Source organism: Paludibacterium sp., from assembly GCF_019232825.1.
Lineage (GTDB): Bacteria > Pseudomonadota > Gammaproteobacteria > Burkholderiales > Chromobacteriaceae > Paludibacterium.
Map to the genome: position 1 here is coordinate 1 of NZ_JAFAND010000153.1, position 19,457 is coordinate 19,457.

Sequence of the window (19,457 nt, forward strand, 5' to 3'; positions counted from 1 at the left end):
AAGTTATTTGCCACTGTGTTCGGGGCGGCGCCTGGCGGTCGGTCTGCTTTGTTGCGGGGCGCAGTGGATGGAATGACCATCCACTGCGCCCCGCGCCGTGCATCCCATCCCGGCAGGGGCCGCCGCAGCGGTAAATAACCTGTTCAGAGGGTCCCTAACGCAGCCGGCGCAAAGGCCGGCTGCAGCAGAAACAACCACTAGGCGTTGCCTTGCGGGGTACAGAGGTGCTCTTGAAAGTAGGCGACAGGTCCGGCGCTGGTCAAGCCGATATGAAAGCAACTGTTGACCGGCTCTGTTTGGCCAGGATGTTCGGCCGCGCGCAGCATTTCGAACAGCACTTCCACCTCTTTGAAATTCTTGGCCAGCTTGACGTTGCCTTCGATCCAGGCGTAGAGCGCCTCGGCTTGCGGATGCTCGCCGTCAAGCGTTAGCGCGCAGTTGTGGCAGCCGACGAGGCCCACTCCCGGCGGGATGGTGATGCCGCGCGCATCGAGCTGTTCGCGGGCAAACACGCCGAATTTACTCAGTTGCCGCTGTGCGCGGCGGCGGATCGCGGTCAGGGTCACCCCTTCTTTTTCGGCGGTTTGGCCGAATATCCGCTTCAAGCCGGGATTCGCTCCGGCGTGACTGCTAGGCATGACATGTTCCTCAAATCAATATCTGGTGTCTTCCCATTCTAGGCAATCAAAACCGAATTGCCGGAAATTAATCGAGCTCTTTTTTGAGTTCGAACAACAAATCCAATGCCTGGCGCGGCGACAAATCGTTCGGGTCGAGGTCCGTCAGCCGTTCCAGAACCGGGTGCGGCGCGGGCTCGGGCTCGCGGGGTGCGGCGAGCGCGAACAAATCAGGCTGGCTGTGGCTTGCGGCCTGGTCTTCCAGCTCCATCAGATAGCGCCGCGCCTCGCGGATGACCTTGGCCGGCACCCCGGCCAGCTGCGCGACCGCGAGCCCATAACTCTGGCTTGCCGGGCCGTCTTCGACATGATGCAGGAATACGATGCGGTCTTTGTGTTCGACGGCCGATAGATGCACGTTGGCGACCGTGGCGTAGTCGCTCGCCAGACGGGTGAGCTCGAAATAGTGGGTGGCAAAGAGCGCATAGGCGCGGTTTTTTTCGATCAACGCCTTAGCGATCGCCCAGGCGAGCGCCAAACCGTCGAAGGTCGAGGTGCCCCGGCCGACCTCGTCCATCAGCACTAGGCTTTGTTCGGTGGCATTGTTGAGAATGTTGGCGGTTTCGGTCATCTCCACCATGAAGGTGGAGCGTCCGCCCGCCAGATCGTCGGAAGCGCCGATGCGGGTGAAGATGCGGTCGATCGGCCCGATGACCGCGCTTTCCGCCGGGACGAAGCAGCCGATGTGAGCCATCAAGGTGATCAGTGCCGTCTGGCGCATGAACGTTGATTTACCGCCCATGTTCGGCCCGGTGATCAACAGCAGTTTGCGCGCGAGGCTCAGGCAGGCGTCGTTGGCGATGAAGCTGTCGACCTGGCTTTCGACGACGGGGTGGCGCCCGGCGCGGATCTCCAACGTGGGTTGCGCGACGAACGCCGGCTCGACATAGCCGCCCAGATCGGCTGTGTGGGCGAAGGCGGCCAAGACGTCGATCGTGGCTACGGCGTTCGCCACGCGCTTGAGCGCGCCGATGCTGGCGGCCAGCTGCTCGAGCAGGCCGTCGTACAGCTGTTTCTCCAGCGCGAGCGATTTATCCTGTGCCGACAGAGCCTTATCCTCGAACGTTTTGAGTTCGGGCGTGATATAGCGTTCGGCGTTTTTCAGCGTCTGCCTGCGGCGGTAATCGTCCGGCACGTTGTCGGACTGTGCCTTGCTGACCTCAATGTAAAAGCCGTGCACGCGGTTGAATTCCACCTTGAGCGAGGCAATGCCGCTACGCTCGCGCTCGCGCGCTTCCAGTTGCAGCAGGAATTCGCCGCAGTTGTTTTGAATCGCGCGCAGTTCATCCAGCTCGGGCGAATAGCCATGATTGATGACCCCGCCGTCGCGCAGAAAGGTGGCAGGTTCCGGCAGAATCGCGCGGGCGAGTACGTCGATGAGCGCCGAGGCTTGCGGCACCTCGGCCGCCAGCGCAGCGATGAGCGCGCTGTCTGTTAGCGGCAGGGTGGGCGCCACCTCGGTGAGCTTGATGAGAGAGTCGCGCAGCGCCGACAAGTCGCGCGGCCGGGCAGAACGCAGCGCGATGCGCGCGCCGATGCGCTCGATATCCGCCACCTCGCGCAGTGACGCCAACAGCGGCTCATATCCGGGCAACAACGCGCGCACCGCGGTTAGACGCTCGGCCAGGGCCTCCTGCCGCCGCAGTGGGTGATGCAGCCAATGGCGTAAGAGCCGGCTGCCCATAGTGGTGGCGCAGCGGTCGAGCAGAGAGAACAGCGTGGGCGCGCTTTCGCCGCGGATGGTTTCGGTCAATTCCAGGTTGCGCCGGGTCGCGCCATCCATCCGGATCAACTCGCGGCTATCCTCCACCGACAGCGATAGAAGATGCGCCGGGTTGGCGCCTTGGGTGGCCTTGACGTATTCCAGCAGCGCGCCGGCGGCGCCGACCGCTATTTTCAGTTCTTCGGCGCCGAAACCCGACAGGTCGCGCGTGCCAAAATGGCGCGTCAACGCCTGGTGGCTCGACTGCGGATCGAACTGCCAGACCGGCAGACGCTTCTTGGGCAGGTTCAGCTCCTGCAGCACGGCAATGTCGCAGTCATCCGGCAGCAGCAGTTCCGACGGGCGCAACCGCTCCAGTTCGCTCATCAGCTCGTCGCTGGCGACCTCCATCACCTTGAATTCGCCGCTGGCGAGCGACAGCCAGGCGAGCCCGAGCTTGCCTTTGTTCGCTTGTAGCGCCAGCACCAGCACATCGCGCTTTTCATCCAGGAAAGCGGCGTCGGTGACCGTGCCCGGCGTGACGATGCGCGCCACGCGCCGCTCCATCGGTCCCTTGCTCGCCGGATCGCCGAACTGTTCGCAGATGGCGACCGACTCCCCCAGCTTGATCAGGCGCGCCAGGTATTGCTCGGCCGCGTGGTAAGGCACGCCGGCCATCTTGATCGGCTGTCCGGCGCTGGCGCCGCGGGTGGTCAGCGTGATGTCGAGCAGACGGGCGGCTTTTTCGGCATCCTCGAAGAACAATTCATAGAAGTCGCCCATGCGGTAGAACACCAGTTTATCCGGATGCTCGCGCTTGATGGCGAGGTATTGCTGCATGACCGGGGTGTGTTTGGCGGCGGCGTCTGTCATCGATTCGACCTTGATTTTCTGGCGGCAAAGCCCGGTGGTGCCGGGCGAAGTAAAAGAACGGGCCCAGGGGCCCGCCGGAAGGGGATTTTCGCACAGGCGCGCCGGCCGGGCTACCGCCGGCCGGTGCGCGCTAGAACTTGTGCGTGAAGTTGACGCTGGTGGCGGTGAGCTGGGTGGTCTTGCCGTAGAGCGCCTGGTTGGCGTTCTGGTCGAAGGTCAGCCTGCCGTGCGCCAGGCCGGCGGTGGTGCGTTTGGACAGCGCGTAGTCGACGCCGGCGATCCACTGCCGATAGCCGCTTTGCGCGAGCTTGGCGCCATTGACTTGCTGGTCCCAGCCGCGCGCCAGCGTGAGCTTCGGTGTGAAGGCGCCGGTGGTGTAGGCGAGGGACAGCGCCGCTTGCCGAGTCCGCAGCTTGGCTTCCGCGGGCGCGAGCTGCTGGCCGTTGACGGTGTAGCGGCTCTTGCTCGCGCCGGAGAACTGATCGCTCCAGTCGTAGCCGCGCGCTTGCTGCAGCGCCAGCGCCAGCAGCCAGTGGTCGTCGCGGTAGCCGCCTTCGACATAATGCAGATTGGCGGCGGCGACGTTGGCGGTTTGCGGCAGGCAATGCTTCTTCTGGTCATCCGATACGCCGGTGCCGCAGGGGTTTTGCTCGCGCAGATAGGCGTAGGCGGCGAACCAGCCGCTCGTCTGGTAGCGCAGGCCGACGGAGGTGCGGTCCGCCGAGGGGCCGTCGTCACGGTTGCGGTTTTCACCGAAGCCATAGGCCAGGTTTGCGCTGAACCCGCCGAACGACGGCGTGTCGTAGCGGATGGCGTTTTTCAGGAACTGCGCGGGATTGGTGAATACCGTCAGCGCGTCGGCGCCGTAGTTCTTGTCAGCCTCGGCCCCCGCGTGCTTGATCTGGCCGCCGGATTTCCACTGGTTGAGGGTGGTCATGTCCTTGAGCGCGTTGTTGAGGTTGCCGATACGCAATTTGCCCAGCGACGGGTCCTCGATGCCGACGAAGGTTTCGTTCAGCCCCAGGTGTTCCTTGGTGCCGTCCATACCGAAATCGAATTCGATCTGCCAAATGGTTTTCAGGCCGGAACCCAGCAATTCGTTGCCCTTGGCGCCGAAGCTCGAACCGGTATCGTCGATACGGCTTTGACTCGCGCCCTGGCTGATCGCGTGCCGGCCCAGGCTACCCTGCACGCTGCCGTACAGGGTGACGTCAGCCAGCGCTATGCCGGGGAGAAGCATTAAAGGGATGACTGCGGTACGCATAGCATGACTCCATGGTTATTGAAATAAGAGTCATACAATTTAAACATTTTGTTTAAAATAGATAGCGTGCGTGGCAGCCCCTGAGTAATAATTTAATTTAAAGAATTATCTCAGTATATTTATGCTGGCTGTATGTCATTGAGTACGATATCTGAATGGAAATCAGCGGTGCGACTGTCGTGCTATGGCAACACTGGCGGCTGTAAATGTCCTGCCTGAAACAGCGGATCTATGCTAAAATTATTAGTGTAAACATTATTAGCGTGCTAATTAATATGTCTTCTCAATACGAGCGCTTCAGTGATGCCCTGATCTACCTGTTGAAAAACTGGCGCAGTACGCTGGATGCCCGTTTTCGGCCGTTTGGCCTGTCGCAGGCACGTTGGCATGTGCTGCTCAAACTGCTGCGCGCCAGCCAATCGCTGGCGCAGTGCGATCTGGCCGAGCGGGTCGGCATTGAGCCGGCTTCGTTGGTGAGACTTCTGGACGCGCTGGAGCACGAGGGGCTGGTGCGGCGCGAGGCCGACCCGCAAGACCGGCGCGCCAAGCGTATCACGCTCACCGAAGCGGGCCGCGCGCTGGCACTGGAGTTGGCGGCCATCGCCGACGTCATGCGCGAGGAATTGCTCGGCAGCATACCGCCCGAGGCGCTGGCGCAAACCATCGAGGTGCTGGAGTCTCTGCAGCGCCGAGCCGCCAGCCTGCAGGAGGCCGAGCCCGGGCGCGATGCCTGAGTCGGTGCCATCGTGGAACAGAACAAAGCCAGCCGTGTACTGATCACGGTCGCCGTGATGTCGGCCACTGTCATGCAGGCGCTGGACACCACCATCGTCAACGTCGCCCTGCCACAAATGCAGGGTAATCTTGGCACCACGTCCGATCAGATCAGCTGGGTGTTGACCAGCTATCTGGTGGCCTCGGCCATTTTCATGCCGCTAACCGGCTATTTGACCGATAAGCTCGGCCGCCGCCGCTATTTGCTCTACTCGATCGCCGGTTTCGTGTTCTCGTCGATGCTGTGCGGCATCGCGCAGAATCTGACGCAGATCGTGCTGTTTAGGCTGCTGCAGGGCGTGTTCGGCGCGGCGCTGGTGCCGTTGTCGCAGGCCATCATGGCCGATACCTTTCCTTTGGCCGAACGTGGCCGCGCCATGGCCATTTGGGGTATGGGCGTGATGATCGGGCCGATCGGCGGTCCGACGCTCGGCGGCTGGCTCACCGACGTGCTCGATTGGCGCTGGACCTTCTACATCAATGTCCCGGTCGGGTTGATTTCGCTCCTGCTGGCGCGCCGGGTGCCGGATACGCCGCGCCGAGCGCGCGGCATCGACTGGATAGGCTTGTTGCTGCTATCGCTCGGCATCGGCGGGCTGCAATTCGTGCTCGACCGCGGCAATACCGAGGACTGGTTTGAAAGCCGCCTCATCGTGGCGGTGACGCTGGCCACGCTGGTCGGCTTGGCCGGCTTTGCCATGCGCGGCATGATGTCGCGGCAGAAGCCCTTGTTCGACCTGCATATTTTCCGCGACGGCAATTTCGCCGCCTCAAGCTTCGTCATCACCGCGCTCGGACTCGCCATGTACGGTGCGATGGTGATCCAGCCGATCATGCTTGAGGGGCTGTTCCACTATCCGACGCTGTCCACGGGCCTGGTGATGGCGCCGCGCGGCATCGCCAGTATGCTCAGCATGATGATCATCGGCAAGCTGGTGTCCAAGGTCGATGTGCGCATCCTGATCGGCAGCGGGATTCTGATCGGCGCCACCGGCACCTGGATTTGCACCCACTATACGCTCGACACCAATACCTTCTGGTTTGTCTGGCCGGTGCTGTTGCAAGGTTTTGGCCTGGGGATGATCTGGGTGCCGCTGTCGACGCTGGCATTGTCGACTTTGCCGCCAGCGCTCACCGCCGAGGCCGCCGGGCTTTTTAGTTTATTGCGCACCATCGGCTCTTCAATCGGCATCGCGGTGATCACCACGTTTTACACGCGCGATACCCAGGCGGCGTGGAACCATCTGGTCGGTTTTTTCAATGTCGATAATCCGGGCGTCGGCGCCTATCTCTCCGCGAACAGCCATCCGATCCTGGACGAGACCGCCGCCACGATCCTGGCCGGCGAACTCGACCGTCAGGCACATATGGTGGCGATCGTCGACGTGTATTGGCTGATCACCTTCAGTTTTCTGCTGATGTTGCCGCTGGTGTTGATGCTGAGGCAACGCAAAGGCGCGGCGCCCAAGGTGGCGGTGGCGCTGGAGTAAGGACGAGATCTGTCGTCATTAGTGGGCGGTGCACTGCCTTCGGCGAGTGCACCCTTCTATGACTAAGTTGCGTAGGGCGCAATCGGCGCGCAACGCGCGGCATTGCGCCGAACAGCTGTCGACAAAACCTAGCTTACTTGAAGGCGGGGCAGGCGGGGTTGCCTTCCTCGTTCTGGCAATCGAGCCAACGGCGCAGCGTCTCTGCGCGTTGCCGTGCCATTGCCGTGTCGCACTGGCGCACGATGACGGAATGGAGCGTGCCGCCCGCGGCCCCCGTGCCTTCCAACGCGCAGTCGGCGTCCCGCAGGCGCAGCCAGAGCCGCTGGGCGTCGCGCAACGGTTTCTGCGCCTCGGGCGCGAGCACCGCCATCAATTGCCCGTAGACTTGATTGAGCGCGGCCTCTGCCGCTTCGCCATCCTGGCTCGCGCATTGGCCAATTTCATAGGTGTTCTGCGGGTTGGCACAGTCAAGCGGCGGCAGGCCATCGTCGCCATGCGCCGCCGCTGCGCATAGGGCTGCGGCGGCGATCAGTAGGGAGCGTATCTGCAAAGACCGTCTCTCCTGCCGGCGCGCGGCCGGCTGCCATCCTTCTTAACGGGTGTGCGGCGCCAGGATGTGCAGCAGCTGGGCCAGCACCTTCGGGCTGCCGGCGACGATATCGCCGGACTCGAACCAGCTCTGTTCGCCGATCATGTCGGTGACGATGCCGCCGGCTTCTTGAATGATCAGACTACCCGCGGCGATATCCCACGGCTTCAGATTGAATTCCCAGAAACCATCGACGCGGCCGCAAGCGACATTGCACAAGTCGAGCGCGGCGGCGCCCTCGCGGCGCACGCCGGCGGTGCGGGCGATCACGTCCTTGAGCATGCCAAGGTAGGTGTCGATATAGGATTGATCCACCACCGGGAAGCCGGTGGCGATGACGCATTCATTCAGGTTGGTGCGCTTGGAGACGCGGATGCGGCGGTCGTTCAGGAACGCGCCCACGCCGCGCGAGGCGGTGAACAGGTCGTTGCGGTTGGGATCGTAGACGACGCCTTGTTGAATCTGGCCTTTGTGCGCCAGCGCGATCGACACCGCGTACTGGGTATGGCCGTGAATGAAGTTGGTGGTGCCGTCGATGGGGTCGATGATCCATTCGTATTCGGCTTGTCCAACACCCTTGGCGCCGGATTCCTCGGCCAGGATCCCGTGCTTCGGATAGGCTTCGAGAATGGTCTCGATGATGGTTTCTTCCGCGGCGCGGTCGACTTCGGAGACGAAATCGTTGTGTTTCTTGCGTTCGACACGAATGGTGTCGATGTTCATGGAAGCGCGCTGGATTACGTTGCCTGCGCGGCGGGCGGCCTTGATGGCCACATTGAGCATCGGGTGCATGGACAGCCTCTAAACTGACAGGGCAACACGCGTCCTCGCGTGCCGCCGACTGGTATCATCTCAGGGTTAAGGAACGGGAAGCGCGGTGCATATGAACACCGCGTTTCAAAATGATGTCCGCTATTTTAATGTGAAACGGCCAATGAATAAACCCGAAGTCCCTGATTTTTTGAGAAACATCCGTATCGTGCTGGCGCGGCCGAGCCATCCGGGCAATATCGGCTCGGCGGCGCGGGCCATGAAAACCATGGGTCTGTCGCAGTTGTGGCTCGTGGCGCCGAAGGCCTTTCCCAGCGAGGAGGCGGATACGCTGGCCTCCGGCGCGGTCGATGTGCTGCGCGCGGCACGGGTGGTCGAGAGCTTGGGCGAGGCGCTGGCCGGCGTGACGGTGGCCGCGGCCATGACGAGCCGGCGGCGTGAGCTGACCGCACCGCTGAGCGTCCCGCGTGAAGCGGCGCCGGAGCTGGTGGCGCGCGCCCAAGCGGGAGAGACGGTGGCGCTGGTGTTCGGCAACGAAACCTTCGGCCTGTCGATCGAGGAGGTGGAAATGTGCAACCGGCTCGTCACCATCCCCGGCAACCCGGCCTATTTCTCGCTCAACCTGGCCATGGCGGTGCAGGTGATGACCTACGAGTTGTTCAGCCACGTCGACGTCGGCGTCGAGTATTTGAAAGCCGAGGGCGAGGCCGCGACCAGTGACGAAGTCGAGGGCATGTGCGCGCACCTTGAGCAGGCGATGGCGCGCATCGGCTACTTCGAGCGCCGCAATAGCGAGCGGCTGATGCGGCGCATGCGCGCCTTATTCAACCGAGCGGGGATGCGGCGTGAAGAGATCGATATTTTGCGCGGCTTCTATAAGCAGGTGATCCGCGCCGCCGACGGCCATGTTCCTCCCGCAAAGTCCTGAGCTGCCATGGGCGCACCCGGCGGTGCGCGATCTGGCGAGCCTCCTGACCGGCGCCGCCGCCTGGCGCACGGCGCACGATATGCCGGCCTCGCTGCTCCTGGGGAGGGATGGTCTGACGCGGCTGTCGGCGCTGGATGCCGATCCCTCGGCGCTCGAGGCGTGGCTTGCCCGGCGCCCTGTGACGCGGCTCGGGCATTATGCCGAACAATTGCTGGCATTCTGGTTCGGCAACGCGCCGCATATCGAACTGGCGGCTCACAACGTGGTGTTGCGCGACGGCAGTCGGACGCTGGGCGAGTTTGACTTTCTGTTGCGCATCGACGGCGAGCCCTGGCATGTAGAGACCTGCAGCAAGTTCTATCTGCAGGCCGATGCCGGCAGCACCGAGATGGTGGGGCCGAGCTTGCGCGATGCGCTGCCGCTCAAAGTCGCCAAACTGTCGCGACAGCTGGCGCTTAGCCGGCATCCGCTTGCCGCTGCCGCGTTGCCGGCCGGGTTCGCCGGCTGCCGAGCCGGCGCGCTGGTGCGCGGCTGTTGCTTTTACCGCCAGCCGCCGCGGATGGGGCGCGACGCGCCGTGGCGCGGCTGGGTGGCGCCGCTGACGGCACCATGGCCCTGCACGGATAACGACAGCCGTTGGCTCTGGCTGCCGCGGCTACGCTGGCTGTCTCCCGCGCTGGCAGTGGCCTCTCAGGTATCTGATCAGGCTTCGCTGCGGGCGCTGCTGGCGGAAGCGCAGGCGCCGCAGATGGTGGCTGAAATGCGGGAGTCCGGTGCTGGCTGGCGCGAATGGCGCCGCGGGTTTGTGCTGCCGGCGGGGTGGCCGCAAGCGGCGCCTTTGGCGGCGTTGCGGGCGAAGATGCAAAAAGGCGCGTCGATGGACGCGCCTTGAACGGCATGGCTGGCTGGCTGGCGGCTATTCCGCCGAATTGGAATGCACGCAGCCGGAGATCAGTGTTTTGAGCTCATCCGGTTTGACCAGCTGAATATGCTTATGGTCTACGCTGATCCAGCTCTGCTGCTGGAATTTCGACAACGTGCGGCTGACTGTCTCCAGTTTCAGGCCGAGGAAGCTGCCGATTTCCTCGCGGCTCATGCGCAAGATGAAATCGTTGGCGGCGAAGCCGCGAATGGCCAGACGCTGGGACAAATTGAGCAAAAAGGCGGCAAGCCGCTCTTCGGCCTTCATGTTGCCTAGAAGCAACATTACGTTCTGGTCGCGCACGATCTCGCGGCTCATCAGGCGGAAGAAGTGGTGCTGCAAACTGGGGATGTCGCGACCGAGGCTCTCGATGCGATTGAACGGCAGTTCGCACACTTCGCTGTCTTCCAGCGCGATGGCGTCGCAGCCGTGGATATTGGAGGAGATGCCGTCAAGCCCCATCAGTTCGCCCGACATCAGGAAGCCCGTCACCTGTTCGCGGCCGTCCTGGCTCGAGACGCAGGTCTTGAAGAAGCCGGTGCGCACAGCGAAGAGCGACTTGAAGCCCTCGCCGCTGCGGAACAGGTATTCGCCGCGCTTGATGCGGCGGCTCTGTCGAATAACGGCATCGAGCTGCGTCATCTCTTCGCGGTTCAGCCCAACAGGCAGGCACAGTTCGCGCAAGCTGCAATTGGAGCAGGACAGCTTGAGCGCATGCAATGGGATGGTAGTTTGTTCAGTAGTCATGCCGTTTTTCGAGCTACCCTTTAGAGAAGCTTGACTCTTGTCAAAGCGGAATTCAAATGTCTTCCGCAAATTTACCAGTCCACCACCGGTTTTTCCATCAAATACCGACATGACCATCACCCATCCGTTTTCACCGGAGCATTTCGAGTTCGATCGACAATTGATCGAACGGCTGGATGGCTCCGGTCCGAGATACACTTCATACCCGACGGCCGACCGTTTTAGCGCCGATTTCAGCGAAGCGGACTACCGCCATTGGCTGAAACAGCGTCGCATCGGGGCGAACAGTAAAGCTGTATCATTATATGCTCATTTACCTTTTTGTAATACGGTCTGCTATTACTGCGCCTGTAACAAGATCATCACCAAGGACAAGAGCAAGGCAGACATCTACCTCGATTATCTTGAAAAAGAGATAAAAATGGCGGTAGATGTGCTTGGCGAGCGGGAAAAGGCGATTCAGTTGCATTTTGGCGGCGGAACACCGACGTTTTTGTCGGATGCGCAGCTGGAACGCCTGATGAATATCCTCCGCACGCATTTCGAGTTTTTGCCTGAGGGTGAATATTCCATTGAGATCGACCCGCGCAAGGTGGGCCGCGAGACCGTTTTCAAGTTGGCCGAGCTTGGTTTCAACCGCATGAGCGTCGGCGTGCAGGACCTGGATCGGCGTGTGCAGGAGGCCGTCAACCGGGTGCAGAGCCTGGAGGAAACGCTGACGGTGATCGATGCCGCGCGCGAGGCCGGCTTCAAATCGGTGAGTGTCGACTTGATCTACGGCTTGCCGTTCCAGACCGAAGACTCGGTGGCGCGCACGGTCGAACAGGTGATCGCCATCGCGCCGGACCGGCTGGCGCTCTATAACTATGCCCATTTGCCGACGGTGTTCATGCCGCAGCGGCGCATCAACGAAGCCGATTTGCCGTCGGCCGACGTGAAATTGGATATTTTACAACACTCGGTGCGCCAACTGACCGAGGCGGGTTACGTATTCATCGGCATGGACCATTTCGCCAAGCCGGACGACGATTTGGCGGTGGCGCTGCGTCAAGGGCGGCTGCAGCGCAACTTCCAGGGCTACTCGACCTACGCCGATTGCGACATGCTGGCCTTCGGCGTGTCGGCGATCAGCAAAGTGGGGCCGTGTTATGCGCAAAACGAAAAGGACCTGATGGCCTATTACGCCGCCGTGGACGAAGGCCGTCTGCCGGTGATGCGCGGCATGGTGCTCGACGGCGACGATATTTTGCGCCGCACCATCATTCAGGCGCTGATGTGCCGCTTCGCACTGTCGTTCGAGGCCATCGAGGAAATCTTCAACATCAATTTCGCCAACTATTTCGCCACGGAGCTGCCGAAGCTGCGCGAGTTGCAACGGATGGGGCTGCTGCATTTCGACGGCGATTTTCTCACCGTCATGCCCAAGGGACGGTTCCTGATCCGCAACATCGCCATGATCTTCGACCGTCATCTGCGCGAGCGCCAAACCAAGGCGCGCTATTCGAAGACGATCTGAGCCATGGCGCGCGTGATCAATGCCGTGCTGCTGGCCCTCGTGGCGGTGGGCTACGGCCTTTGGTTCGGCGTGCGGCTGGCGCTGTTGCCGTTTGGCTGGTTGATTGCGCGGTGGCGGCGTTAGGGGGAGTAGGGAGTAGGGAGTCGGGAGTCGGGAGTAGGGAGTCGTAGCGTGCGTTCGCGAAGCAACGCACGGGACCGGGGGCCAGCGGCCCCCGCCTCCGAGGTAAAGGGCTTAGTCGGCAGTGAGAACTAGGCAACCCGCCACTTCACGCGCCCGTGCCGCCACCGGAAGGTAGAGCCATGACGTATTGGCGTCGATCGGCTCGGCTCGCCAGGCAAGGCGGCTATCGACGATCAGACGGCAGATGTCCGGATTCGGATGGATCTGCCGTGGGGCGCACAACACGGAAATTAGACTCAGTAACTGCTCTTGGCGGAAATGGCGGTTTGAAGGGGATACGGGAACTGCATTAGTATTGACGACAGCCATGTCAACTCTCCTTGCAAGGGTAATGAGTTGGTTTGGTCAGCGGGTCCGGGGGATGCCAGTCCTCCGGGCCCGCGCTTTTTGCGGCACATGCCGCAAACCCAACCCTAATCCACCCCCCGGCAAAAAGACAAGGGCGCGTGGCTGACAGTTTTTCGTGCGCTGCTTTGCGAGCGCACGCTACTCCCCACTCCCCACTCCCGACTCCCCACTCCCGCATATTTACACCACCAGGCTTTCGATCCGGGCGATGATCATGTCGACCGCCGGTTCGTTGCTGCCGTGCGGCAGGATGACGTCGGCAAAACGCTTGGTGGGCTCGATGAACTGGTTGTGCATCGGCCGCACTGTCGACATGTATTGGTCGATGACGTGCTGCATGGTGCGCGAGCGCTCGATGATATCGCGCTGCAGACGGCGGATGAAACGCACATCCGGATCGGTGTCGACGAAGATTTTGAGCGACATCATATCGCGCAACGCCGCGTCGTAGAGCGAGTAGAAGCCCTCGATCAGGATCACCGGCGCCGGCACCAGCGTGCGCGTTTCGTGGCTGCGGGTGTGAATGGAGAAGTCATACAGCGGCATGTCGATCGGCACGCCGTTTTTCAGGTCGTCGATCTGCGACATCAATAGCGGCCAGTCGAACGCGTGCGGGTGATCGTAATTGGTCAGTAGCCGCTGCTCGAACGTCATCGTGCTTTGGTCGCGATAGTAATTGTCCTGCATGATGACCGCCGCTTTATCGGAACCGATGGTCTCGACCAGTTTACGTGTGACCGTGGTTTTACCGCTGCCGCTGCCGCCGGCAATGCCGATGATGAATGGTGTGGTCATGATGCGTGCCAGAAAAAGCCGAATATTCTAAAGAAACCGCCGTCAGCACGCCAGCGCTGTTTCCGCTTTCGCGGCCTCGGCCCACTGCTGCATGGCCGGCAGCGCCAGCATATGGTCGGCATAGTCGGCGGCCAGTCCGGTCAATGGGTACTGGTAGCTGTTAAATCGGGTCACGACCGGGGCGAAGAAGGCGTCGGCGATGGTGAAATGGCCGAACAGGAACGGACCATCGGCGACATGCTCTTGTCGCAGCTCGATCCAGATGGTCAGGATGCGGTCGATCTCGCGTTGCAGCGGCGTGGTCAGTGGCGGCGTCGGATGTTGGCCGCAGATGTCCATAGGCATCGCTTGGCGCACGAGCGGAAACCCGCTGTGCATTTCCGCCACCACCGAGCGCGCGTGGGCGCGTTCGGCGTTGCCGACGGGCCACAGCTCGGCATGGGGGAAGCATTCGGCCAGGTATTCGCAGATCGCCAGCGAATCCCAGATCTTCAGATGACGGTCATGAAGCAGGGGAACTTTGCCGGCGGGGTTGATGGCAAGGATCTTTTGGCTCGCGCCGGGGGCCGTCAAGTCGATCAACTGCTCTTCGAACGGTTCATCGAGCATTTTCAGCACGAGCCAAGGGCGTAGCGACCAGGAGGAGAGGTTCTTGCTGCCGATGAACAGGGTGAACATAGCCGACTCCAACGCGGGGGACGGCCTATTACAACCCTGAGTGCGTTTGCTACGCAAGTGTCACAACGTTATGGCATCAAAGGCGTTGTATGAGTAGGGGGCATTCGCGCCGTAATGCACCACGGCGCACCGTTCGCTAACCCTAGGCGCCGACTTCGTCGATCCAGGCCTGTTGAATGGCTTCGAGCACTTTTTCGCCGCCGCGGCCATGGTCGTCATCGAAACCCGGCAGGTCGACCACCCAATTGTGCAGTTCGACGAAGCGGACATGGCGCGGATCGACGTCCGGCATGCGGTCGGCGAGCTCAGCGGCAATATCGTAGATGTCGTTCCATTTCATGGTCGGGCCTCTTGATCAGTGGTTTTCACGGGCATGATTAATGGTATAGCGCGGCAGTTCGATCGTCAGATCTTCCGTGCCGACCACGGCTTGGCAGGACAGGCGCGAGGTGGGGGTCAGGCCCCAGGCGCGGTCGAGCAAATCGTCTTCCAGTTCGTCGGACGGCGCGAGCGAATTGAAGCCTTCGCGTACAACGACGTGGCAGGTGGTACAGGCGCAGGACATTTCGCAGGCGTGCTCGATTTCAATGCCGTGTTTGAGCAGTTCTTCGCAAAGACTGCTGCCGGTTTCGGCGTCGATGACCGCCCCCTCTGGGCAGATGTCGGCATGAGGCAAAACAATGATTCGGGGCATGAGGATCTCACAATTCGCCAATTTTCTGGCCTTTGAGCGCGCGCTGGATATTGCGATCCATGCGCCGCGCGGCAAAGGCTTCGGTTACCTGGTTGAGGCGGCTGACCGCCTCGTTGATGTCGCGGGTGTTGTCGCCGGCGGCGGTTTGCGCGCAAGCGGCAAGCGCGGCGTCGATGCCGGTGCGCTCGTCGGCTGAGAGCAGATCGCCGTCGGCATCCATGGCCGAACGGGTCGCTTCGATCAGGCTCTGGGCGTTGACCTGCGCCTCACGCCGTTTACGCGCTTCGATATCGTCGTGCACGTGGGACAACGAATCGCTCAGCATACGGCTGATGTCGTCATCGGATAGCCCGTAGGACGGCTTCACCTCGATGCTGGCCGCCACGCCTGACGTTTGCTCGCGTGCCGAGACCGACAGCAGGCCGTCGGCGTCCACCTGGAAGGTGATGCGAATGCGCGCCGCGCCCGCCACCATCGGCGGAATGCCGCGCAAGGTGAAGCGTGCCAGCGAGCGACAGTCGGACACCAGTTCGCGTTCGCCTTGCAGGACGTGGATCGACATCGCGGTTTGACCGTCCTTGAAGGTGGTGAATTCCTGCGCGCGCGCCACCGGGATGGTGCTGTTGCGTGGAATGATTTTCTCGGTCAGGCCGCCCATGGTCTCGATGCCGAGCGACAGCGGAATGACATCCAAGAGCAGCCACTCGTCGTCTTGCTTGTTACCGGCGAGCAGGTTGGCCTGGATGGCGGCGCCGAGCGCGACCACTTTGTCCGGATCGAGGTTGTTGAGCGGTGCCTGTCCGAAAAGCTCGGCGACCGCCTGCTGAATCTGCGGCATGCGCGTGGCGCCGCCCACCATCACCACGCCCTTGACGTCGCTGACGCCGATACCGGCATCGCGCAGCGCCTTTTTCACCGGCAGTAGGGTTTTTTGCACCAGATTGCGGGTGATGTCGCGGAAAGTGTCGCGTTCCAGGGCCAGATCGACCAGCAGTCCATCGCTCAGCTCGGCGGCCAGGCGCGTTTGCATGTGTTCGGACAGGGCTTCCTTGGCTTGGCGCGACGCGCCGTGCAGCAGCCGCGCATCGGAAGGCGACAAGCCTGACAGGCCGGCTTCTTCCAGTGCCCAGCAGTAGACGCGATGGTCGAAATCGTCGCCGCCCAGCGCCGAATCACCGCTGGTGGCCAGCACTTCGAACACGCCTTTGGCCAGCCGCAGCACGGATACGTCGAAGGTGCCGCCGCCGAGGTCATAGACCACATAGATGCCTTCCGCGGCATTATCCAGGCCGTAGGCGATGGCGGCGGCGGTGGGTTCGTTCAAGAGGCGAAGCACATTGAGGCCCGCGAGCTGCGCGGCATCCTTGGTGGCTTGGCGCTGCGCGTCGTCGAAATAGGCAGGCACGGTGATGACCGCGCCCAGCAGGTCGCCGGTCAGGCTCGCTTCGGCGCGCGCCTTGAGCACGCGCAGAATCTCGGCCGACACTTCGACCGGGCTCTTGACGCCGGCCCGGGTCTGCAACTGCGCCATGCCGGGCGCGTCGATGAAGCGGTAGGGCAGGGCATTGGCCTCGTCGATGTCTTTGAGGCCACGCCCCATCAGGCGCTTGACCGAGGCAATGGTATTGATGGGGTCCCGGCTGATGGCGGCCAGCGCGGCATGACCGACCACGGTCTGGCCGGCTTCGTCGCGGTAGCGGACCACCGAAGGCAGCAGGCAGTTGCCGTCGAGATCGGGCAATACGATGGCGGCGCCGCTACGCACGGTCGCGACCAGCGAGTTGGTGGTGCCAAGATCGATGCCGATGGCGTTGCGATGCTGGTGGGGGGCGGCGGACAAGCCGGGTTCGGCGATTTGCAGAAGGGCCATGGCAGACAATCAGTAATGGGATCAATAGGTCAGGACAGTGCGAGCTCCAGCGCGTCGTCAATTTCCTGTCCGAGTTTTTCTAGGAAGCGCAGTTTGCGCACCAGCGCCGCAGCGTGCGGCAGATCGCGCGCCGTGTCGAGGGCGTCGCCGAGCTGTCCTTCCAGCGTGCGCGCCTCGGCGCCGAGTTCGGCTGCGAGGCGTTCAAGGCGGGCGGCCTCGCGCGCGCGCGTCGCCTCCTCGATGGCCTCGCGCCATTCCATCTGCTGCATCAGGAAGTCGGCCGGCATCGCGGTGTTGGTGTCTTCCTGCGTGTCGGTGCCGGCGAGCGCGAGCAAATAGCGCGCGCGCGAGAGCGGCGACTTGAGCGTGCGGTAGGCTTCGTTGACCCGTGTGGCCATCATCAGCGCCACGCGCTTTTCGGCATCGCCCGCGTGGGCGTAACGGTCGGGGTGCACTTCGGCCGCCACGGCCCGCCACGCCGCATCGAGCGCAGCGCCGTCCAGCGCAAAGCGCTCAGGCAGGCCAAAGAGCGCGAAATGGCTCTGTTGGAAATCTGGGTTCATCAACGCTCCTGCTAGCCCGCGGTGATGTGCGGGCAGGCGTATCGGATGGTCAGACGTTGAAGCTTTCGCCGCAGCCGCACTCGTTCTTCACATTCGGGTTGTTGAACTTGAAGCCTTCGTTCAGCCCTTCCTTGACGTAGTCGAGCTCCGTGCCATCGATGTAGCTCAAACTCTTTTCGTCGGTGTAGACGCGCAGACCGTGGCTTTCGAAAAACAGGTCGTCCGGGTTTTCGGCGTCGACGAATTCGAGTTTGTAGGCCATACCGGAGCAGCCGGAGGTCTTGACACCCAGACGGATGCCAAGGCCCTTGCCGCGCTTGGTGATGAAGTTGCTGACGTGCTCTGCCGCACGTTCAGTCAGGGTAATGGACATGATGAGGCCCCCTGGGTGCTTATTTGCCGTGCTTTTGCTTGTAATCCGATACCGCCGCCTTGATGGCGTCTTCGGCAAGGATCGAGCAGTGGATCTTCACCGGCGGCAGTTCCAATTCTTCCGCGATCTCGGTGTTCTTGATGCTCAACGCCTCGTCCAGCGTCTTGCCCTTGACCCACTCGGTGACCAGCGACGACGAGGCGATGGCGGAGCCACAGCCGTAGGTTTTAAACCGGGCATCCTCGATCACGCCGTTCTCGCCGACCTTGATCTGCAATTTCATCACGTCGCCGCACGCCGGTGCGCCGACCATGCCGGTGCCGACCTGGCCGTCTTCCTTGTCGAAAGAGCCGACGTTACGCGGATGTTCGTAGTGATCCAGCACTTTGTTGCTGTAAGCCATGTTCGTTCCTCTTACTGCAAGGGACGGCGCGCGCCGTCCGATTTTTCATTCAGTGCGCAGCCCATTGCACGCTGTTCAGGTCCACGCCGTCCTTGTACATCTCCCACAGCGGCGACAGCGCGCGCAGCTTGCCGATCTTGTCGCGAAGCAGGGCCACGGCGTAATCGATCTGTTCGACCGTGGTGAAACGGCCGATGGTGAAGCGGATCGAGCTATGCGCCAGTTCGTCGTTGCGCCCCAGCGCGCGCAATACGTAGGAAGGCTCCAGGCTGGCCGAGGTGCAGGCCGAGCCGGAGGATACCGCCAGCTCCTTGATGGCCATGATCAGCGATTCGCCTTCGACGAAATTGAAGCTGACGTTCAAATTGTGCGGCACGCGGTGCGTCAGATCGCCGTTCAGGTAGACCTCTTCGATATCCTCGATGCCGTGCCACAGCCGGTTGCGCAGCATGCGGATACGCTCGTTTTCCGCGGCCATTTCCTCACGCGCCAGACGGAATGCCTCGCCCATGCCGACGATCTGGTGCGTCGCCAGCGTGCCGGAGCGGAAACCGCGCTCGTGTCCGCCGCCATGCATCTGCGCTTCGAGGCGCACACGGGGCTTGCGGCGGATATAGAGCGCGCCGATGCCTTTGGGGCCGTAGGTCTTGTGCGCCGAGAAGCTCATCAGGTCGACCGGCTGTTTTTCCAGGTCGATGGCGACCTTGCCGGTGGCTTGTGCGGCATCGACGTGAAAAATGATCCCTTTTTCGCGGCACAACGCACCCAGCGCGTCGATATCCTGAATGACGCCGATCTCGTTGTTGACCAGCATGACCGATACCAGAATGGTATCCGGACGCAGCGCCGCCTTGAAATGATCGAGATCAATCAGGCCATTGTCCTTGACCGACAGATAGGTGACTTCGAAGCCCTCGCGTTCCAGCTCGCGGCAGGTGTCAAGCACGGCTTTGTGCTCGGTCTTGACGGTGATGATGTGCTTGCCGCGGCTTTGATAGAACTGCGCGGCGCCCTTGAGCGCCAGGTTGTCCGATTCGGTGGCGCCGGAAGTCCAAATGATTTCCTTCGGATCGCAATTGACCAGGCGCGCCACTTCCGCGCGGGCGTTTTCGACCGCGTCTTCCGCCTCCCAGCCAAAGCTGTGGCTGCGCGAGGCCGGGTTGCCGAAATGCTCCGTCAGATAGGGAATCATCTTTTCGGCGACACGCGGATCCACCGGCGTGGTTGCGGAATAATCAAGGTAGATCGGAAGCTTCAGCTGAGACATTTAAACGTTCTCCGTAAAGTGGTTCCGCAG

General features: G+C 62.0%; 21 protein-coding genes. 5 read left to right on the forward strand and 16 right to left on the reverse strand.

What is annotated here, in order from left to right; translation table 11 throughout:
• Positions 1–197: 197 nt before the first annotated feature.
• From JOZ06_RS19775 to JOZ06_RS19785, 3 genes are all read right to left on the reverse strand, one after another.
• Complete coding sequence (locus JOZ06_RS19775) at positions 198–638, reverse strand: hypothetical protein (protein ID WP_293235615.1); 441 nt, start codon at positions 636–638, stop codon at positions 198–200.
• A 67-nt stretch (positions 639–705) separates the two neighbouring features.
• The gene (gene mutS, locus JOZ06_RS19780; RefSeq protein WP_293235617.1) at positions 706–3,252 is read right to left on the reverse strand and encodes a DNA mismatch repair protein MutS; all 2,547 of its coding nucleotides are present in this window, start codon (positions 3,250–3,252) and stop codon (positions 706–708) included.
• 130 nt (positions 3,253–3,382) lie between these two features.
• The gene (locus JOZ06_RS19785; protein ID WP_293235619.1) at positions 3,383–4,516 is read right to left on the reverse strand and encodes a porin; all 1,134 of its coding nucleotides are present in this window, start codon (positions 4,514–4,516) and stop codon (positions 3,383–3,385) included.
• Between the two features lie 275 nt (positions 4,517–4,791).
• On the opposite strand from JOZ06_RS19785, the gene JOZ06_RS19790 reads away from it, so the two are divergent.
• Positions 4,792–5,250: a MarR family transcriptional regulator gene (locus JOZ06_RS19790; RefSeq protein WP_293235621.1), complete on the forward strand. Its 459-nt coding sequence runs from the start codon at positions 4,792–4,794 to the stop codon at positions 5,248–5,250.
• A 12-nt stretch (positions 5,251–5,262) separates the two neighbouring features.
• The gene (locus tag JOZ06_RS19795; protein ID WP_293235623.1) at positions 5,263–6,780 is read left to right on the forward strand and encodes a DHA2 family efflux MFS transporter permease subunit; all 1,518 of its coding nucleotides are present in this window, start codon (positions 5,263–5,265) and stop codon (positions 6,778–6,780) included.
• Between the two features lie 133 nt (positions 6,781–6,913).
• Here JOZ06_RS19795 and JOZ06_RS19800 read toward each other — a convergent pair whose 3' ends face one another.
• Together JOZ06_RS19800 and JOZ06_RS19805 are read right to left on the reverse strand one after the other, a co-directional pair.
• The gene (locus JOZ06_RS19800; protein WP_293235625.1) at positions 6,914–7,330 is read right to left on the reverse strand and encodes a lysozyme inhibitor LprI family protein; all 417 of its coding nucleotides are present in this window, start codon (positions 7,328–7,330) and stop codon (positions 6,914–6,916) included.
• 42 nt (positions 7,331–7,372) lie between these two features.
• A complete protein-coding gene (locus JOZ06_RS19805; protein WP_293235627.1) occupies positions 7,373–8,161 on the reverse strand; it encodes an inositol monophosphatase family protein in 789 nt (262 codons plus the stop codon).
• Between the two features lie 142 nt (positions 8,162–8,303).
• Here JOZ06_RS19805 and JOZ06_RS19810 point away from each other — a divergent pair, with 142 nt between their 5' ends.
• Both JOZ06_RS19810 and JOZ06_RS19815 read left to right on the forward strand, forming a co-directional pair.
• Positions 8,304–9,068 carry an RNA methyltransferase gene (locus JOZ06_RS19810; RefSeq protein ID WP_293235629.1) on the forward strand — a complete coding sequence of 255 codons (765 nt, stop codon included), beginning with the start codon at positions 8,304–8,306 and terminating at the stop codon, positions 9,066–9,068.
• A complete protein-coding gene (locus tag JOZ06_RS19815) occupies positions 9,046–9,960 on the forward strand; it encodes a DUF1853 family protein (protein ID WP_293235631.1) in 915 nt (304 codons plus the stop codon). Before JOZ06_RS19810 ends, JOZ06_RS19815 begins: the two co-directional genes overlap by 23 nt.
• Positions 9,961–9,984: 24 nt before the next feature.
• Here JOZ06_RS19815 and fnr read toward each other — a convergent pair whose 3' ends face one another.
• Positions 9,985–10,737: a fumarate/nitrate reduction transcriptional regulator Fnr gene (gene fnr / locus JOZ06_RS19820; protein ID WP_293235633.1), complete on the reverse strand. Its 753-nt coding sequence runs from the start codon at positions 10,735–10,737 to the stop codon at positions 9,985–9,987.
• Positions 10,738–10,846: 109 nt separating this feature from the next.
• Here fnr and hemN point away from each other — a divergent pair, with 109 nt between their 5' ends.
• A complete protein-coding gene (gene hemN / locus JOZ06_RS19825; protein ID WP_293235635.1) occupies positions 10,847–12,253 on the forward strand; it encodes an oxygen-independent coproporphyrinogen III oxidase in 1,407 nt (468 codons plus the stop codon).
• A 234-nt stretch (positions 12,254–12,487) separates the two neighbouring features.
• On the opposite strand, the gene JOZ06_RS19830 is transcribed toward hemN, so the two are convergent.
• From JOZ06_RS19830 to JOZ06_RS19875, 10 genes are all read right to left on the reverse strand, one after another.
• Positions 12,488–12,745, reverse strand: coding sequence for a hypothetical protein (locus JOZ06_RS19830; protein ID WP_293235637.1), 258 nt, complete (start codon positions 12,743–12,745; stop codon positions 12,488–12,490).
• A gap of 219 nt (positions 12,746–12,964) precedes the next feature.
• On the reverse strand, positions 12,965–13,579 hold the full coding sequence (gene udk / locus JOZ06_RS19835) for a uridine kinase (RefSeq protein ID WP_293235639.1): 615 nt from the start codon (positions 13,577–13,579) through the stop codon (positions 12,965–12,967).
• A 42-nt stretch (positions 13,580–13,621) separates the two neighbouring features.
• A complete protein-coding gene (locus JOZ06_RS19840; protein WP_293235641.1) occupies positions 13,622–14,257 on the reverse strand; it encodes a glutathione S-transferase family protein in 636 nt (211 codons plus the stop codon).
• Between the two features lie 142 nt (positions 14,258–14,399).
• Entirely contained in the window at positions 14,400–14,597 is a 198-nt protein-coding gene (gene iscX / locus JOZ06_RS19845; RefSeq protein ID WP_293235643.1) for a Fe-S cluster assembly protein IscX, read from the reverse strand.
• 15 nt (positions 14,598–14,612) lie between these two features.
• Entirely contained in the window at positions 14,613–14,951 is a 339-nt protein-coding gene (gene fdx / locus JOZ06_RS19850) for an ISC system 2Fe-2S type ferredoxin (protein ID WP_293235645.1), read from the reverse strand.
• Between the two features lie 7 nt (positions 14,952–14,958).
• Positions 14,959–16,821, reverse strand: coding sequence for a Fe-S protein assembly chaperone HscA (gene hscA / locus JOZ06_RS19855; protein WP_293235647.1), 1,863 nt, complete (start codon positions 16,819–16,821; stop codon positions 14,959–14,961).
• A 29-nt stretch (positions 16,822–16,850) separates the two neighbouring features.
• Positions 16,851–17,384, reverse strand: a complete 534-nt coding sequence (hscB, locus tag JOZ06_RS19860) for a Fe-S protein assembly co-chaperone HscB (protein WP_293235649.1) — start codon at positions 17,382–17,384, stop codon at positions 16,851–16,853.
• 49 nt (positions 17,385–17,433) lie between these two features.
• Positions 17,434–17,757, reverse strand: a complete 324-nt coding sequence (gene iscA, locus JOZ06_RS19865) for an iron-sulfur cluster assembly protein IscA (RefSeq protein WP_293235651.1) — start codon at positions 17,755–17,757, stop codon at positions 17,434–17,436.
• Between the two features lie 19 nt (positions 17,758–17,776).
• On the reverse strand, positions 17,777–18,160 hold the full coding sequence (gene iscU / locus JOZ06_RS19870; RefSeq protein ID WP_293235653.1) for a Fe-S cluster assembly scaffold IscU: 384 nt from the start codon (positions 18,158–18,160) through the stop codon (positions 17,777–17,779).
• Between the two features lie 49 nt (positions 18,161–18,209).
• Complete coding sequence (locus JOZ06_RS19875) at positions 18,210–19,427, reverse strand: IscS subfamily cysteine desulfurase (protein WP_293235655.1); 1,218 nt, start codon at positions 19,425–19,427, stop codon at positions 18,210–18,212.
• Positions 19,428–19,457 lie beyond the last annotated feature (30 nt).

Coding starts and splice junctions, on each gene's coding strand:
- iscA (WP_293235651.1), bottom strand. CDS start 17,757: ATGTCCATTACCCTGACTGAACGTGCGGCAGAGCACGTCAGCAACTTC.
- hscA (WP_293235647.1), bottom strand. CDS start 16,821: ATGGCCCTTCTGCAAATCGCCGAACCCGGCTTGTCCGCCGCCCCCCAC.
- udk (WP_293235639.1), bottom strand. CDS start 13,579: ATGACCACACCATTCATCATCGGCATTGCCGGCGGCAGCGGCAGCGGT.
- JOZ06_RS19775 (WP_293235615.1), bottom strand. CDS start 638: ATGCCTAGCAGTCACGCCGGAGCGAATCCCGGCTTGAAGCGGATATTC.
- JOZ06_RS19830 (WP_293235637.1), bottom strand. CDS start 12,745: ATGGCTGTCGTCAATACTAATGCAGTTCCCGTATCCCCTTCAAACCGC.
- JOZ06_RS19815 (WP_293235631.1), top strand. CDS start 9,046: ATGTTCCTCCCGCAAAGTCCTGAGCTGCCATGGGCGCACCCGGCGGTG.
- fnr (WP_293235633.1), bottom strand. CDS start 10,737: ATGACTACTGAACAAACTACCATCCCATTGCATGCGCTCAAGCTGTCC.
- JOZ06_RS19805 (WP_293235627.1), bottom strand. CDS start 8,161: ATGCACCCGATGCTCAATGTGGCCATCAAGGCCGCCCGCCGCGCAGGC.
- JOZ06_RS19875 (WP_293235655.1), bottom strand. CDS start 19,427: ATGTCTCAGCTGAAGCTTCCGATCTACCTTGATTATTCCGCAACCACG.
- JOZ06_RS19785 (WP_293235619.1), bottom strand. CDS start 4,516: ATGCGTACCGCAGTCATCCCTTTAATGCTTCTCCCCGGCATAGCGCTG.
- JOZ06_RS19810 (WP_293235629.1), top strand. CDS start 8,304: ATGAATAAACCCGAAGTCCCTGATTTTTTGAGAAACATCCGTATCGTG.
- iscX (WP_293235643.1), bottom strand. CDS start 14,597: ATGAAATGGAACGACATCTACGATATTGCCGCTGAGCTCGCCGACCGC.
- JOZ06_RS19840 (WP_293235641.1), bottom strand. CDS start 14,257: ATGTTCACCCTGTTCATCGGCAGCAAGAACCTCTCCTCCTGGTCGCTA.
- mutS (WP_293235617.1), bottom strand. CDS start 3,252: ATGACAGACGCCGCCGCCAAACACACCCCGGTCATGCAGCAATACCTC.
- JOZ06_RS19790 (WP_293235621.1), top strand. CDS start 4,792: ATGTCTTCTCAATACGAGCGCTTCAGTGATGCCCTGATCTACCTGTTG.
- fdx (WP_293235645.1), bottom strand. CDS start 14,951: ATGCCCCGAATCATTGTTTTGCCTCATGCCGACATCTGCCCAGAGGGG.
- iscU (WP_293235653.1), bottom strand. CDS start 18,160: ATGGCTTACAGCAACAAAGTGCTGGATCACTACGAACATCCGCGTAAC.
- hemN (WP_293235635.1), top strand. CDS start 10,847: ATGACCATCACCCATCCGTTTTCACCGGAGCATTTCGAGTTCGATCGA.
- hscB (WP_293235649.1), bottom strand. CDS start 17,384: ATGAACCCAGATTTCCAACAGAGCCATTTCGCGCTCTTTGGCCTGCCT.